General features: G+C 69.6%; 11 protein-coding genes. 7 read left to right on the top strand and 4 right to left on the bottom strand.

The genetic code is table 11. The features are described from left to right. Positions 1 to 10: 10 nt before the first annotated feature. The 3 genes from FDA38_RS28080 to FDA38_RS28090 are packed head-to-tail and all read right to left on the bottom strand — an operon-like array spanning position 11 to position 5255. Positions 11 to 1783, bottom strand: a complete 1773-nt coding sequence (locus FDA38_RS28080) for an aldehyde dehydrogenase family protein (RefSeq protein ID WP_137257140.1) — start codon at positions 1781 to 1783, stop codon at positions 11 to 13. Next, positions 1780 to 4212, bottom strand: a complete 2433-nt coding sequence (gene acnA / locus FDA38_RS28085) for an aconitate hydratase AcnA (protein WP_137257141.1) — start codon at positions 4210 to 4212, stop codon at positions 1780 to 1782. The genes FDA38_RS28080 and acnA overlap by 4 nt, the downstream gene beginning before the upstream one ends. Next, positions 4209 to 5255, bottom strand: a complete 1047-nt coding sequence (locus tag FDA38_RS28090) for an isocitrate/isopropylmalate dehydrogenase family protein (protein ID WP_137257142.1) — start codon at positions 5253 to 5255, stop codon at positions 4209 to 4211. The genes acnA and FDA38_RS28090 overlap by 4 nt, the downstream gene beginning before the upstream one ends. A 120-nt stretch (positions 5256 to 5375) precedes the next feature. On the opposite strand from FDA38_RS28090, the gene FDA38_RS28095 reads away from it, so the two are divergent. After that, positions 5376 to 6071, top strand: a complete 696-nt coding sequence (locus FDA38_RS28095) for a GntR family transcriptional regulator (protein ID WP_202877862.1) — start codon at positions 5376 to 5378, stop codon at positions 6069 to 6071. After that, on the top strand, positions 6068 to 7054 hold the full coding sequence (locus tag FDA38_RS28100; protein ID WP_137257143.1) for a GDSL-type esterase/lipase family protein: 987 nt from the start codon (positions 6068 to 6070) through the stop codon (positions 7052 to 7054). The genes FDA38_RS28095 and FDA38_RS28100 overlap by 4 nt, the downstream gene beginning before the upstream one ends. Here FDA38_RS28100 and FDA38_RS28105 read toward each other — a convergent pair. Further along, complete coding sequence (locus FDA38_RS28105; protein WP_137257144.1) at positions 7031 to 7915, bottom strand: LysR family transcriptional regulator; 885 nt, start codon at positions 7913 to 7915, stop codon at positions 7031 to 7033. The two genes, FDA38_RS28100 and FDA38_RS28105, sit on opposite strands and share 24 nt — an antisense overlap. A 92-nt stretch (positions 7916 to 8007) precedes the next feature. On the opposite strand from FDA38_RS28105, the gene gabT reads away from it, so the two are divergent. From gabT to FDA38_RS28130, 5 genes are all read left to right on the top strand, one after another. After that, positions 8008 to 9360, top strand: coding sequence for a 4-aminobutyrate--2-oxoglutarate transaminase (gene gabT / locus FDA38_RS28110; protein ID WP_137257145.1), 1353 nt, complete (start codon positions 8008 to 8010; stop codon positions 9358 to 9360). A 36-nt stretch (positions 9361 to 9396) separates the two neighbouring features. After that, positions 9397 to 10305 carry a MurR/RpiR family transcriptional regulator gene (locus FDA38_RS28115; RefSeq protein WP_137257146.1) on the top strand — a complete coding sequence of 303 codons (909 nt, stop codon included), beginning with the start codon at positions 9397 to 9399 and terminating at the stop codon, positions 10303 to 10305. Positions 10306 to 10376: 71 nt separating this feature from the next. Further along, positions 10377 to 11147 (top strand): SDR family NAD(P)-dependent oxidoreductase, encoded by a 771-nt coding sequence (locus tag FDA38_RS28120; protein WP_202877863.1) that lies wholly within the window; start codon positions 10377 to 10379, stop codon positions 11145 to 11147. Continuing rightward, positions 11144 to 14029, top strand: coding sequence for an aminotransferase (locus FDA38_RS28125; protein WP_137257148.1), 2886 nt, complete (start codon positions 11144 to 11146; stop codon positions 14027 to 14029). The genes FDA38_RS28120 and FDA38_RS28125 overlap by 4 nt, the downstream gene beginning before the upstream one ends. 4 nt (positions 14030 to 14033) lie before the next feature. Beyond that, positions 14034 to 15467, top strand: a complete 1434-nt coding sequence (locus FDA38_RS28130; protein ID WP_137257149.1) for an aminobutyraldehyde dehydrogenase — start codon at positions 14034 to 14036, stop codon at positions 15465 to 15467. Positions 15468 to 15483: the final 16 nt, after the last annotated feature.

Consider the following 15483-nt stretch of genomic DNA (forward strand, 5'->3'; position numbering starts at 1 on the left):
AGTCTATTCGTTACGATCCAGCGGCCGCAACGGCTCCGCGGTCGGAGGCCGAGAGATGTGCCACAGTCACCCCGGTGGCGGTCATCGTGCGGGTCACCTCGCGGCCGCCGTACACCCAGTAGATGGTCAGCTCGCCGGCGCCGCGGTTGATGAACTGATGCGGTACGCCGGCCGGCACCCAGGTCGCGTCACCGGCCTCCAGGTCGACCCGTTCACCGTCGATCACCGCGGTGGCCTGGCCGGAGAAGACCAGCACCGACTCCTCGACGTTGTGCGAGTGCATCGGGATCTCGGTGCCGACGGCAAAGATCGTCGTACCGGTGGTGATCTTGTTCGAGGCACTGTTCCACGCGCCGACGTACGGAACCGTGCGTACGCCGCTGCCGCGGTCGAACACCTCAACGTCGTCGGGCCGGATCACCAATCGCGGGGCGGGATCCGCGGACCACACGGTCTTCACGTTCATGAACTCGCGCATCCCGTCCGCGCCGAGCTCGCGGCCGTACCCGGACTGCTTGATCCCGCCGAACGGCAACCGCGGATCCGACGCGACGATCGCGTTGACGAACACCGCACCGGCGTCGATCCGCCCGACCAGCTCGGCGGCCCGTTCCTGCGCCGTCCACAACGACGAGCCCAGACCGAACTCGGTCCGGTTGGCCAGCTCGATCGCCTCGTCGGCGTCGCGGGCGCGGACGATCGCAGCGACCGGTCCGAACGTCTCCTCGTCGAACGCGGCCATCCCCGGTTGCACGTGATCCAGCACCGTCGGCCGGTAGTAGAAGCCGGGCTCCACCGCTTCCCCACCGCGCAGGAGACTCGCTCCGGCGTCGACGGTACGACGTACTTGATCGTCGAGCGTGTCGCGCAGACCGTCGCGCGCCAGCGGGCCGAGCGACGTCGCGCGGTCCAGCGGATCACCCATCACGAGTCGATCGAGTGCTGCACAGAACAGCGTGACGAACCGATCGGCGACCGACGCCTCGACGATCATCCGCTTGGCGTTGACGCAGCTCTGCCCGGCGTTGATGAACCGGCTCGTGACGGCCGCGGTGGCAGCCGCTTCGAGGTCGGCGTCGGCGAGCACGATGAACGGGTCGGATCCGCCGAGCTCGAGGACCTGCTTCTTCAAGGCCTGACCGGCTTGTGCGGCGATGATCCGGCCGACCTCGGTCGAGCCGGTGAATGTCACGGCTGCGATCCGGTCGTCCGCGATCAGGCCGGCGACCTGTTCGGTCTCGACCAGTACGACGCCGATCAGTCCGGCCGGCATGCCGGCGTCCGCGAGCACCGACTCGATGGCCAGCGCGCAACGCGGCACGGTGTTCGCGTGTTTGAGGATCGCGCCGTTCCCGGCCGCGACGGCGGGTGCCGCGAAGCGGAAGAACTGCCAGAACGGGAAGTTCCACGGCATCACGGCGAGGACGACGCCGAGCGGCTCGTACTCGATCCGGCCTTCCCTGGTGACCGCCTGCGCGGCGAGGAAGCCTTCCGCGTGGGTGGCGTAGTACTCGCAGGTGACCGCACACTTCTCGATCTCTGCCATCGCTTCGGTCAGCGGTTTGCCCATCTCGGTGGTGATCAGGGCGGCGAGCTCGGACTTGCGGGCGCGCAGCGTGCTCGCGATCGTCCGGAGCAGTTCGGCGCGTTCGCCGACCTCGGTGTGCTGCCAGTTGCTCTGGGCAACCGCTGCGGCGCCGAGCAGCCGGTCGACCCGGTCGGAGTCGTAGGGTTCGTAGCCGGCGAGCTGCTCGCCGGTGGCTGGATTGATCGAGGCGATCACTGGGGTTGCCCTTCGCTGAGGCGATGCAGGACGTACGGCAGGACGCCGCCGTGGCGGTAGTAGTCGTGTTCGCGCGGCGTGTCCAGGCGGATCCGCAGGCGGTAGGTCCGGCCCGCGGACCGGGCGGTGGCCAGGCCGTCGTCGTGGAGTTCGATGTCGATGGGTTCCTCGCCGGTGAGATCGTCGCCCTCCCCGGGCAGGAACTCGAGCGGCAGGATGCCGAGCCCGACGAGGTTGGACCGGTGGATCCGTTCGAAGGACTGCGCGAGGACCGCGCGTACTCCGAGCAGTGCCGGGCCCTTCGCGGCCCAGTCGCGAGACGAGCCGGTGCCGTACTCCTTGCCGGCGACAACGACCAGCGGTACGCCGGCCGCGCGGTAGGCCATCGCGGCGTCGTAGATCGGGGCCGGCTCGCCGTCCGGTCCTCGGGTAACCGGTCCCTCGGTGTCGACGAGCTGGTTGCGGAGCCGGAGGTTGCCGAAGGCACCACGGACCATCACCTGGTGGTTGCCACGACGGGACGCGTAGGTGTTCAGCTCGGTCACCCCGAGACCGGTCAGGTATCGGCCGGCCACGCTGTCCCGCGGGATCGCGCCGGCCGGTGAGATGTGGTCCGTCGTGACGGAGTCACCGAGCCGTAGGAGTGCGCGGGCACCGGTCAGATCGGTTGGCTGGACATCGAAGTAGTTGGGTTGCTGCAGGTACGTCGAATCGCCCCACTCGAAGGTCTCCCCCGCCGGCGCGTCCAGCGTCTGCCAGCGGTTGTCGCCGGCGAACAGGTCGTCGTACGCGTGGTCGAAGAGCTCGGGCTTGAGCACCTGCGCGAGAACCGCCTCGATCTCGGCCGGCTGCGGCCAGATGTCTTTGAGGTAGACATCTCCGTCGAGGGGCTCGGCGAGGAGGTCGATGTCCATCCGGCCGGCGATCGCGTACGCGACCACGAGCGGCGGCGAGGCGAGGTAGTTCAGCCGTACGTCGGGCTGGATCCGGCCCTCGAAGTTCCGGTTGCCGGAGAGCACCGCGGCCACCGTCAGGTCCTTGGCGTCGACGGCCAGCTCGCCGGACGCGCCGATGCACGTCATACAACCGAACCCGGTCAGATGGAACCCCAGCTTCTCCAGATGCGGCGTGAGGCCGGCCGCGCCGAGGTAGTCCATCACCACCCGCGATCCCGGCGACAGCGTCGTCTTCACCCAGGGCTTGCTCACCAGCCCTCGCTCGACCGCGTTCTTCGCCACCAGCCCGGCCGCGACCATGACCGCCGGGTTGGACGTGTTCGTGCAGGACGTGATCGCGGCAACGACGACCGCTCCGTGCCCGGGTGAGTCGGTCGTGCGGGGTCCGGGTGGGAGTTCGCCTTCGACGGCCTGCTTCGCGGTCGAGAGCGGGACCCGCTGGTTGGGGCGGCGGGGGCCGGCGATCGTCGGGACGACGGCGGACAGGTCGATGTCGACGTACTCGTCATATAAGAGGTCGGCCGATGGGTCGTGCCAGAGGCCTTGCTCGCGGGCGTACGACTCGACCAGGGCGACCTTCTCCGCTGGGCGATTGGTGAAGCGGAGGTAGTCGAGGCTGCGGTCGTCGATCGGGAAGTACGCCGCGGTGGAGCCGAACTCCGGGCTCATGTTGGCGATCGTCGCGCGGTCCGGCACCGCGAGCCCGGCCAGCGCGGGGCCGGTGAACTCGACCAGCTTGCCAACGACACCGTGCGCACGCAGCGTCTCGGTGATCGTGAGGACCAGATCTGTCGCCGTCGTCCCGGCCTCGAGAGCGCCGCTGAGCCGTACGCCGACGACCGGCGGCAGGATCATCGACACCGACTGGCCGAGCATCGCGGCCTCGGCCTCGATACCGCCGATCCCCCAGCCGAGCACGCCGAGACCGTTGACCATCGTGGTGTGCGAATCCGTGCCCAGGCAGAGATCCGGGAATACCCATCCGTCCCGCTCCTCGACCACCCGGGCCAGGTGTTCGAGGTTGATCTGATGCATGATCCCGGACCCCGGCGGTACGACCTTGAGCCGCTCGAACGTCTGCTGGCCCCAGCGCAGGAACCGGTAGCGCTCGGCGTTCCGCTCGTACTCGCGGTCGACGTTCACGCGCAGTGCGTCCGGCCGGCCGTACACGTCCGCGATCACCGAGTGGTCCACGACCAGCTCGGCCGGGATCACCGGATCGACCAGCCGCGGCTCCTTGCCGCGGGCAACCATGGCGTCCCGCATCGCGGCCAGGTCGACCAGCACGGGTACGCCGTTCGTGTCGTGCAGGAACACCCGCGAGGGGTAGACCTCCAGCTCGCCGGTCGCGCCGGGCTTCCACTCCCGCAGGGCGTCGGCAGCCGTCCCGTGCCGGAGTGCGTTCTCCAGCAGAATGCGTAGCGTCCTGGGCAGATGGTCGGGTGCAATGCCCTTCAGGGGCTGCAGCTTCATGCAAGTCCCTTGATCACGGCGGCGGTGAACTCCGTCGTACTCGCGGTGCCGCCGAGGTCCGCCGTACGGATGCCTTGGGCAACCGTCTCGCGCAGGCCGAGGTCGATGCGTTCGGCGACCTCCGGGAGGCCGAGCCAGTCCAGGAGCATCGCGCCGGAGGCGATCATCGCGGTCGGGTTGGCCAGACCGCGCCCGGCGATGTCCGGCGCCGACCCGTGCGCCGCCTGGGCCATCGCCCGGTCGTGCGACGCGTTGATGGACGGCGCAATCCCGAGCGAGCCCGCCAGCTCACCGGTCAGGTCGGACAGGATGTCGCCGAACATGTTCTCGGTGACCAGCACATCGAAGTCCGCGCCGCGCCGGACCAGGTGCACCGTCATCGCGTCGATGTGGAAGTCGTCGACCTCGAGCTGCGGGTAGTCGGCAGCGATCTCGCGGCAGATCTCCAGGAAGAACCCGGTCGTGGTCCGCAGCACGTTCGCCTTGTGCACGATCGTCAGGTGCCGGCGCCGGCGGAGGGCCAGCTCACAGGCCTGCCGCGCGATCCGCTCGATCGCCGGCCGGGTGAAGATCCCCATCGCGATCGCCACGTCCGCGGTCGGCATGAACTCGCCGGTGCCGCGGTAGGTACTGCGATCGGTGTAGAAGCCTTCGGTGTTCTCCCGGGCGACGACCAGGTCCATCCCGGGCACGAGCGCCGGCGTACCGTCGAAGGCCTTCGCCGGCCTGATGTTCGCGAACAGGTCGAAGTGCTTGCGCAGATAGCCGCTCGGGTTGAGCTTCCGCCGATGTTCCTCCGGGTACGCGGCGCTGTCGTGCGGACCGAGCAGCCAGCCGTCGAGCCCGCGGAGCGTCTCGACCGTCACCTCCGGGAGCGCGTCGCCGTGGGACTCGATCGCGGCCGCGCCGACCGGCAGCGGCACCCACTCGACCGCTGCGGTGTCGGTGGCGGCGACTGCTGCGTCAATCACCTCGACGGCGGCGGGCACGATCTCCGGCCCGATGCCGTCACCGGTCAGTACTCCGAGGCGGAAGGTTCTCATGATGAGGAGTGTCAGTCGTTATAACGACTCACGTCAAGACCGCACCTCCTATCGTCTCAAGGCTTGATCTCAAGGTATTCTCGACGCATCGGTTGCTATAACTTCTCGAAGGAGACCGCGTTGACGAAGGCCGAAGTGGCCTACGAGCTGGTGCGGGAGCGGGTGCTCCGGGGTGATCTCACGCCGGGCGCCGTCATCCCCCAGGCCTCGCTGGCCCACGAGCTCGGGATCAGCACGACGCCGTTGCGTGAAGCGCTCCGGCGGCTGATGACCGAGGGACTGGTCGAGCTGGACGCCCACCGGGACGCACGCGTCACGAGGCTGACTGTCGAGGAGGCGCGGGACCTGATCGAGATCCGCCGGTCCCTCGACCCGTTGGCGGCCGGGCTGGCGGCAGAACGCCGTACCCGCGATGACCTCGCGCTGATCCGGGAGACGGCCCACGAACTGCTGCCGTTGCGCACCGATCCTGGTACGGCGGAGCTGCTGACGCACCGCAGGTTCCATGTCGCGATCTACTCGGCCTCGCACAACCAGGTACTGGTCCAAACGCTCGACTCGCTCTGGGACAAGGCCGACCGCTACCGCAGGCTCGCCCTGGAGACCGGCCGGACCGAGGCGGATCTGGACCGCACCCACACCGAGCACCTCGAGCTGGTCGACGCGATCGCGGCCGGCGACTCCGGCACCGCGACCTCGGTAATGCTCGCCCACGTCGAGGCCAGCCTCGGTGCACGCGCCGTCGCCCGCCTCTCGTCCGATGCCGCTCAGCCCGCCGCCCGGTCGTTGCGGGGCATCCGGGGAGCGCGCGTATGACCTGGACCGGCTTCCGGCACCACGAGCCCGACGCGGATGGTTGGACGACGTTCTGGCGGCTCGACCCGCGCGGTCAGGACTTCCGGCTGACGGAGTGGACCGGACGCCCACATCGCCAGGGTGACCACCTCTGGGCACGAGCCGCCACCCCGGCAGGCGTCCGCGGAGCCTGGCATACGGCGGCAACCTCGGTGCAACTGGACATCCGGGCAGCCCTCGGGATCTACAACCGGATCGCGCCCGTCGACGTACTGCTCAACGGCGTACTGCACCGTCGCTGTGAGGTCGGCGACGGCGAGCAGCAGCTGACCGTCGATCTCCCCGGCCGCGAGGCGGAGGTGGAGATCTGGCTTCCGCAGGCCGGCGCGATCGCGATCCGAGAGCCTCGCTTCGACGGCGCAGCCGAGGAACTCGCGCCGACCGGACCGCGATGGATCACGTACGGCAGTTCCATCACCCAATGCAGCGGTGCGTACGGGCCGTCGGAGACGTGGCCCGCCGTCGTCGCCCGGCGCCACGGCTGGGACGGCGTCAATCTCGGTTTCGGTGGTGAGTGTCACCTCGATCCGGTCGCGGCCCGTACGATCCGCGATCTCCCGGCCGACCTCATCTCGTTGTGCCTCGGGATCAACATCCACGGCGGCGAGACCTTCAACGGGCGCACCTTGCCCGGCCAGGTCGAGGCCTTCGTTGCAACCGTCCGCCAGGGGCACCCGGAGACGCCGCTCGCCGTAATCACTCCGCTCCCGGCCCCCAACCGCGAAGGCACACCGAACGCGGTCGGCCTGACGCTGGACGACGTACGCAGGCTCGTCGAGCTGGGCGCCCGCAACGACCCGGCCGTCGAGGTCATCGACGGCCGCGACCTCCTCACCGCGGATGAGGCCCGCGCCCTGTACGCCGACGACGTCCACCCCGGTCCCGAGGGCTATCTCCTGATCGCCGACCGCCTTGCTCCGCTACTCCTGCGGGTAGCGACGTAGCACCCAGGTCGCGAGGCGGTCGGCGAGGGACTCGAGCTCGGCGGCCGCGACGGTGCGGGAGTCCCAGCCCGCGACGAGGTTGATGCTGAGGACGCCGGTGCCGGTGCCGGTGCTGATCGCGAGAGGGACGAGGTCGAAGCGGGCGTCGTCGGAGACCACGGCGACACCGCGACCGGCTGCGGCCAAGGCCTGTGCGATGGTGCCGTTCGCAGCTTCGGTGAAGTGTGCGATCCCGGCACCGGCGGCAGCCACCGCAGAGTCGAGGGCTTCTCGCGCCGTGTACGTCGGCGGCAGACCGATGACGTGCCGCTCGAGCACCTCGGCCAGCTCCACCCGCCCACGCGACGACCACGGATCGTCCGCCGGGACGTACGCCCAGACCGGGAGCACCGCGAGCGGTCGCGACGCGTACGGCGCCTGCGCGCGCTGGATCCCGATCGCCAGATCCGCGCCGGACCGCAGCATCTCGGTCGTGGTCGACCCGTCGGCGGGACGGACGTCGAGGAGCGGATCGTCAGGAGCCATCGTCGCAACGAACGGCGAGACGACATCGGTGAGCGTCACGGTCGGCGCCGCCACGGTGATCCGGTCCAGGCGGCCTTGCGCGTGGAACGCCGCGGCGGCCTTGAGGTCATCGGCCGCGGCGAGCAGGTCCTTCGCGGTCGGCAGCAGCGCACGCCCGGTCCGGTTGAGCGTGAGCCGTCCGGCGCCGCGGTCGAACAGCGCGACGCCGAGGTCGTGCTCCAGCTGCCGCAGCTGCCGGGACAGGGCGGGCTGCGCGACGTGGACCGCGAGCGCGGCCGCGCTCACACTGCCAGCTTCCGCGGTCGCCACGAAGTAGCGGACATGCCGGAGCTGCATATGCCTCCTAGGCATGGATTCTGCCGATAACGAGTATTGGACAGCATAGCTACGGCGTCTCACACTGGCGATGGTCGAGCCGAGGAGGACCCATGACCATCGCCGAGACTGCCGCGGGTGTCGAGCAACGACGACGACTGGTGACCGCGATCCCCGGGCCCGCGTCGCAAGCGCTGATGGACCGGAAGGCAGCGGCAGTCGCGGGCGGCGTCGGGACCACCCTGCCGGTGTTCGCGGTCCGGGCCGGCGGCGGCATCGTGGTCGATGCTGACGGCAACCACTTGATCGATCTCGGTTCCGGGATCGCGGTGACGACGGTCGGGAACAGCGCGCCGCGGGTGGTCGCCGCCGTACAGGCCCAGGTGGCCGACTTCACCCACACCTGCTTCATGATCACGCCGTACGAGTCGTACGTCGCGGTCGCGGAGGCGCTCAATCGCCTGACCCCGGGCGATCATGCCAAGCGCACCGCGTTGTTCAACTCCGGCGCCGAGGCGGTCGAGAACGCGGTCAAGATCGCGCGCTCGTTCACCGGGCGACCGGCGGTCGTGGTGTTCGACCACGCCTACCACGGCCGGACGAACCTGACGATGGCGATGACCGCGAAGAACATGCCGTACAAGAACGGCTTCGGACCGTTCGCGCCCGAGGTCTATCGCGCTCCGTTGTCGTATCCGTTCCGCGACGGCGGACTCGACGGTGCGGAAGCCGCGCGCCGGGCGATCGAGCTCATCTCGGTACAGGTTGGTGCGACGAACCTCGCGGCGATGGTGATCGAGCCGATCCAGGGTGAGGGCGGATTCGTCGAGCCGGCACCCGGGTTCCTGAGCACGCTGGCCGCGTGGTGCCGCGAGTCCGGCGTGGTCTTCGTGGCCGACGAAGTACAGACCGGCTTCGCTCGCACCGGCGACCTGTTCGCCTGCGAGCACGAAGGCGTCGTACCGGATCTGATCGCGACGGCGAAGGGGATTGCCGGCGGTCTGCCGCTCTCGGCGGTGACCGGGCGGGCGGAGATCATGGATGCGCCGCACGTGGGCGGTCTCGGCGGGACCTACGGCGGCAACCCGCTCGCCTGCGTCGCCGCGCTGGCCGCCATCGAGACGATCGAGGCCGACGGGCTGGTCGAGCGGGCCCGGCAGATCGAGCAACGAATGAAGAGCCGGCTGGAGGACCTGGCCAGGAGCGACCCCAGGATCGGGGACGTCCGGGGCCGCGGGGCGATGCTCGCCGTCGAACTCGTTGTCCCGGGCACCACGCAACCAGACGCCGTACTGACCCGGGCCGTCGCCGCCGCGGCGCACCGGGCCGGAGTGATCGTCCTGACCTGCGGGACCGACGGGAACGTACTGCGTTTCCTCCCGCCGTTGAGCATCTCCGACGAACTGATCGACGACGCGCTGGACGTCCTCGCCGAGACATTTCGCACCACGACCGTAACGTCCTGATCACCGCACGGCGGGTGGGCTCGTACCATCCATTACATGGATGAGCCCCGCGATGCTTCCACCAACGCCGTCACCGCCGCGACCAAGGACGACGTGATCACCGAACTGCGGACGCGGATCCGCGAGCGCTGGGAGGGTTTCTCGCCGGCTGCCCGGGCCGTCAGCCGGTCGCTGGCCGAGCGGACGCCCGAGGAGCTGCTGTTCCTGTCGGCAGCCGACCTCGGCGCCGAGACCAAGACCAGCAACGCGACGGTCATCCGTACCGTCCAGGCGCTCGGGTACTCGGGCCTGGCCGAGCTGAAGGCGAAGATCGCGGCGCCGTTCACGCAGGCGAACCGGCCGGTGGTGCGCGCCCGCAAGCGGGTCGAGTCGACCGGCGGGGATCTGGAGAGCGTCTGGCAGCAGGTGCTGGCGGAGTCACTCGAGCGGCTCGAGCTGATGCAGCCGACGTTCGAGCTCGACACGTATCAGCACGCCGTACACCTACTGCTCGATGCGAGGCACACGCTCACCTACGGCTTCGGTGCCTCGTTCGTGGCCGCGGATCATCTGGCCCTGGTCCTGCGGCGGGTCGGACTCCGGGTGACTCCGCTGCACGCCGGGGGCTTCCGGCTCGCCGATGATCTGCTCGCGATCGGGCCCGGTGACGTCGTCGTCCTGTTCGCGCCGGGCCGCTCGGTCATCGAGGTCGAGGTCCTGGTCGATCGCGCGCGCGACGTCGGCGCCGCGACCATCCTGGTGACCGAGGACCCGGACAGCAAGCTCTCCCGCGCGGTCACGGTCACGCTCCACTCGCCGACGACCCCCACCGGCCTGACCGGCGAACCGCTGACCTCGATCGTCGTCGGGGACGTTCTCGCCCAGGGCGTCGCGACCCTGGCGGCCGAGCGCTCGGTGGATGCCTCCCAACGACTCACAGGGCTGCGCCGGAGGCTGGGTTTCTGAGCACTAACCAGGATTGCTCACCAATTACGTAGCTGCTAGATTGGTCACCAATCTTCGGAAGGTGGCTATGCGTGGGCGACCTCGATCTGGCGGGCCGGGCTGCGGTGGTGACCGGGGTCGGCGGACCGCGTGGCATCGGCTTCGCGGTGGCCAGAGCGCTGAGCGCCCGCGGTGCTTCACTCGTCATCTCTGCGGCCGGAGACCGGGTCCACCAACGCGCGGCCGAGCTGCCGGCCGGCACCCTTGCCATCCCGGGTGATCTGACCCAGGCAGGCACCACCGTGGAACTGGCCCGAGCCGCCAAGTCGCGGTTCGGCCGGCTCGACATCGCCGTCAACTGTGCGGGGATGACGTCGACCACCCGTCCGGAGCCGGAATCGGGGGCGGTCGGGCAGCTGTCGTTGGAGACCTGGCGAGCGAGCCTGTCCCGCAACCTGGACGCGGCCTTCCTGTTCGCGCGCGCCGTCATGCCGGCGCTCGAGGAGTCCGGCGCCGGCCGCCTGGTGATGGTCGCCAGCCTCACCGGACCGGTGATGAGCATGCGCGGCGAGATCGCATACTCCGCTGCGAAGGCCGGCGTGGTCGGGCTGGTCCGCGGACTCGCGCTCGACTCCGCGGCCGCCGGGGTGACGGTGAACGCCGTAGCTCCGGGGTGGATCGCCACCGACTCGCAGACGCCGGACGAGCACCGGCAGGGGTTGCGGACGCCGGTCGGCCGGAGCGGTACGCCGGACGAGGTCGCCGGCCTCATTGCCTATCTGTGTTCGCCGTCGTCGTCCTATCTCACCGGCCAGTGCATCGTCGTCGACGGCGGCAACTCGATCGCGGAGGAACGCGCATGACCCAGACCTTCAACTTCTTCGAACAAGCAGCCCTCCCCGCGCCCGAGATCACCGTGGCGCAGGCGGCTGAGTACGTGCGGGCGACGTACGGCATCGAGGGCGAGGCCACCGAGCTCGGCAGCCAGCAGGATGCGAACTTCCTGGTCTCCGCGGCCGATGCGCAGTACGTCCTGAAGGTGTCCAACGCCGCGTTCACCCGCGAGGACCTGGCGGCACAGGACCTCGCGGCCGCCCACGTCGCCCGGCACGAGGCTGACATCCAGGTGCCGGGGGCGGTGCCGGGGCCGGATGGCTCGACGGTGCAGCCGATCGCGTTCGGCGGCCGGCCGACGTACGCGCGGCTGGTGACCTTCGTGGCCGGAGATGTTCTGAGCGACAGCGCGTACCTCGCGCCCGAGATCGTCGCCGCCCTGGGCGATCTCGCCGCGCGTACGTCGCGTGCGCTGGCCGGACTCGGCGGCGAGGTCCCGGCCCGCTCGCTCCAGTGGGATCTGCGGAACGCGGCCGAGGTGGTGACCCGGCTCGCCGATTTCGTGACCGTGCCCGGCGGACCCGACGCCGCCCGCGCCGCGGCCTCGACCGCCGCGAAGGCGCTCGCGCCGTACGCCGGGAACCTGCCGCTGCAGGTGATCCACGGCGACCTGACCGACGACAACGTGATCGCGACCGTCGACGCCGACGGTCGCCGCCGGCCGGTCGGGGTGATCGACTTCGGCGACCTGACCGAGAGCTGGTCGATCGCCGAGCTCGCTGTGACGTGTACGTCGCTGCTGTACCACTCCCCCGATCTCTCGACGATGCTGCCGGCAATCGTCGCGTACGACCGGATCCGGCCGATCTCCGACGACGAACTCGCGGCGCTCGGCCCACTCGTCGTACTACGGGCCGCCGCGCTGATGGTGAGTGGTCAGCAGCAGACGCAGGTCGACCGCGACAACCGGTACGCGTCGGAGAACCTCGCGCGCGAGTGGGCCATCTTCGAGCAGGCGACGTCGGTTCCGCTCGAGGTCCTGACCGAGCTGATCCGCGCGTCGGTGCGGCCGCGGAACGAGGGTCGGACGATCGACGGCTCGGCCCTGCTGTGGATCGGCGACGAGCCCGTAGTTCCGGCGCAACTGGACCTGTCGACGACGAGCGTCGACCTGCACGACGGTGGCTTCCTGCTGGACGAGGCGGAGGAAGCCGTGGCCAAGCGGGACGAATCGGCGGCTGTCGCGGTGCCGTTCCTTCAGCCGCGGCTGACGCGGACTCGGCTGAACTCGTTCGAGGCGCCGGCATCTGTCGGTCTCGGTGTCGAGGTGTTTGCCGTGCAAGAGCTGGAGCTGCGTGCGCCCTGGGCCGGGGTCATCCAGCGGCACGATGATGCCGTCGCACTCAAAGGTCGGGATGGGGTGACCCTGTGGCTCAGCGGTGCGTCCGTTGATGCCGAAGGTGCGCTCGAGACCGGTGACGCACTCGGGCAACTCACACCTGGAGCGGCGCTGCGGGTGCAGCTGACTGACCTCGAGACCCGGCCACCGTTCTTCATTCAGGCCAGTCTGGCCGACGCCTGGGCCGGGTCGTGTCCGGACCCGACCGGTCTCATCGATGCGGTCGCCACTCCCCCGACCGTCGATCACCTGCTGGAACGCCGTGAGTCTGCGTTCGCGCCGGTTCAGGAGCACTACTTCCGGGAGCCGCCGCAGATCGAGCGTGGCTGGCGGAACCACCTGTTCGACACCGAGGGCCGTTCGTACCTCGACATGGTCAACAACGTGTCGATCCTCGGCCACGGTCACCCGCGCCTCGCGGCCGCGGTCGAGCAGCAGTGGCGGCTGCTCAATACCAACTCGCGTTTCCACTACCGCGCGGTCGTCGAGTTCTCCGAGCGTCTGTCCGAGCTCCTGCCCGAACCACTGGACGCCGTGTTCCTGGTCAACAGCGGCACCGAGGCCGACGACCTCGCGCTTCGGCTCGCCTGGGCGAACACCGGCCGGCGTGACGTCATCGCCGTACGGGAGGCATATCACGGCTGGTCCGACGCAACCGACGCCATCTCGACCTCGGTCGCCGACAATCCCAACGCCCTGCATTCCCGGCCGTCCTGGGTCCACACGGTCGCCGCGCCGAACGCCTATCGAGGGCAGTACCGCGGGCCCGACGCCTACCGATACGCCGAGGATGCCGTTGCCTACATCAACAAACTGAGCCCTCCGCCGGCCGCGTTCCTGTCCGAGTCGTTCTACGGCAACGCCGGCGGCATGGCTCTCCCCGACGGCTACCTGCAGGCCGTCTATGCCGCAGTACGGCGGGCCGGCGGGCTGTGCATCGCCGACGAGGTCCAGGTCGGATACGGCCGTCTGGGCAACCACTTCTGGGGCTTCGAGCAACAAGGCGTCGTACCGGATATCGTCACGGTGGCGAAGGCGATGGGCAACGGGCATCCGCTCGGCGCGGTGATCACGACGGCCGCGATCGCCGCGGGCTACCGCAGCCAGGGGTACTTCTTCTCGTCGGCCGGCGGCAGTCCGGTCAGTTGCGTGGCCGGTACGACGGTTCTCGACGTACTCCGCGACGAACAACTGCAGGAGAACGCGCGCGTGGTCGGCGACCATCTGCGGATGCGGCTGCTCGAGCTCGCCGACCGCCATCCGATCATCGGCGCCGTCCACGGGATGGGGCTGTACGTCGGCGTCGAGCTCGTCCGCGATCGCATCACGCTGGAGCCCGCGGCGGCGGAGACCGCCGCGATCTGCGAGCGGATGCGCGAGCTCGGCGTGATCATGCAGCCGACGTCGGATCGCCTGTGTGTACTGAAGATCAAGCCGCCGCTGGGCGTGACGATCACCGATGCCGATTTCTTCGCGGACGCACTCGACCGCGTACTGACCGAAGGGTGGTAAAGCTGTGACGACCGTCCAGAACTTCATCAACGGAGAGCTCGTCGACTCCGTCCACGGCGAGACGATGCCGATCATCGACCCGTCGACCGGCGAGCAGTACGGCACGGCGCCGAACTCGACCGAGGCAGACGTCGAAACGGCGTACGGCGCCGCATCGTCCGCATTCGCCGACTGGCGACGCAGTACGCCGTCGGCCCGTCAGAAGGCACTGCTCGACTTCGCCGACGAGGTCGAACGGGCCGCGGACGACCTGATCGCGGCGGAGGGCCGCAACACCGGCAAACCCGGTCACATCACCAAGGCCGAAGAGATCCCGCCGATGGTCGACCAGATCCGCTTCTTCGCCGGCGCCGCGCGTCTGCTCGAAGGCCGCTCGGCCGGCGAGTACATGGAGGGTCATACCTCGTGGCTGCGGCGTGAGCCGATCGGCGTGGTCGGACAGGTCACGCCGTGGAACTACCCGATGATGATGGCGATCTGGAAGTTCGTGCCCGCGGTCGCGGCCGGGAACACCGTCGTACTCAAGCCCAGCGACACCACGCCCGTCACGACGGTGATGCTGGCCGAGCTCGCTGCGAAGCATCTGCCGCCGGGCGTGTTCAACGTGGTCACCGGCGATCGGGACACCGGCGCCGCGCTGGTCGCGCACCCGGCCCCGCAGATGGTGTCGGTGACCGGATCGGTCGCCGCCGGACGGGCCGTCGCCGCGAGCGCGGGCGAGCGTCTCAAGCGCACCCACCTCGAGCTCGGCGGCAAGGCGCCGGTGATCGTCTTCGCCGACGCCGACCTCGAGGCCGCAGCCGAATGCATCGCGATGGCCGGCTACTTCAACGCCGGCCAGGACTGCACCGCGGCCACCCGGGTGCTGGTGCAGGCACCGGCCGCCGCAGACTTCATCGCCGCGCTGAAGGCATGCACCGGGCAGGCTACGACGACCGCGGGTCGCTCCCCCGACGATCAGGACGCCTGGGTGCCGCCGGTCAACAATGCGGTCCAGTTGGAGCGCGTGCTCGACGCCATCTCCCGCGTCCCGGCGCACGGCTCGGTCGTGACCGGCGGCGAGCGTCAGGGCGACACCGGGTACTACGTGGCTCCGACGGTCATCGGTGGTCTGCGCCAGGACGACTGGCTGTCGCAGCACGAGATCTTCGGGCCGGTCATCACCGTGCAGACGTTCGAGGACGAGGACGAGGCGCTGCGGTCCGCGAACGGCGTCGAGTACGGCCTCGCATCCTCGGTGTGGACCAAGGACGTGGGCCGCGCACTCCGTCTGTCGGCGGCGCTCGACTTCGGCTGTGTGTGGATCAACACCCACATCCCTCTGGTGGCCGAGATGCCCCACGGCGGCTTCAAGTCCTCGGGCCACGGCAAGGACCTGTCCGTGTACGGCCTCGAGGACTACACCCGCATCAAGCACGTGATGGCCGCCCTGACCTGATGTCAGGGCGGCCCCG

This window comes from Kribbella jiaozuonensis, assembly GCF_005233875.1.
In the GTDB taxonomy this organism is placed as follows: domain Bacteria; phylum Actinomycetota; class Actinomycetes; order Propionibacteriales; family Kribbellaceae; genus Kribbella; species Kribbella jiaozuonensis.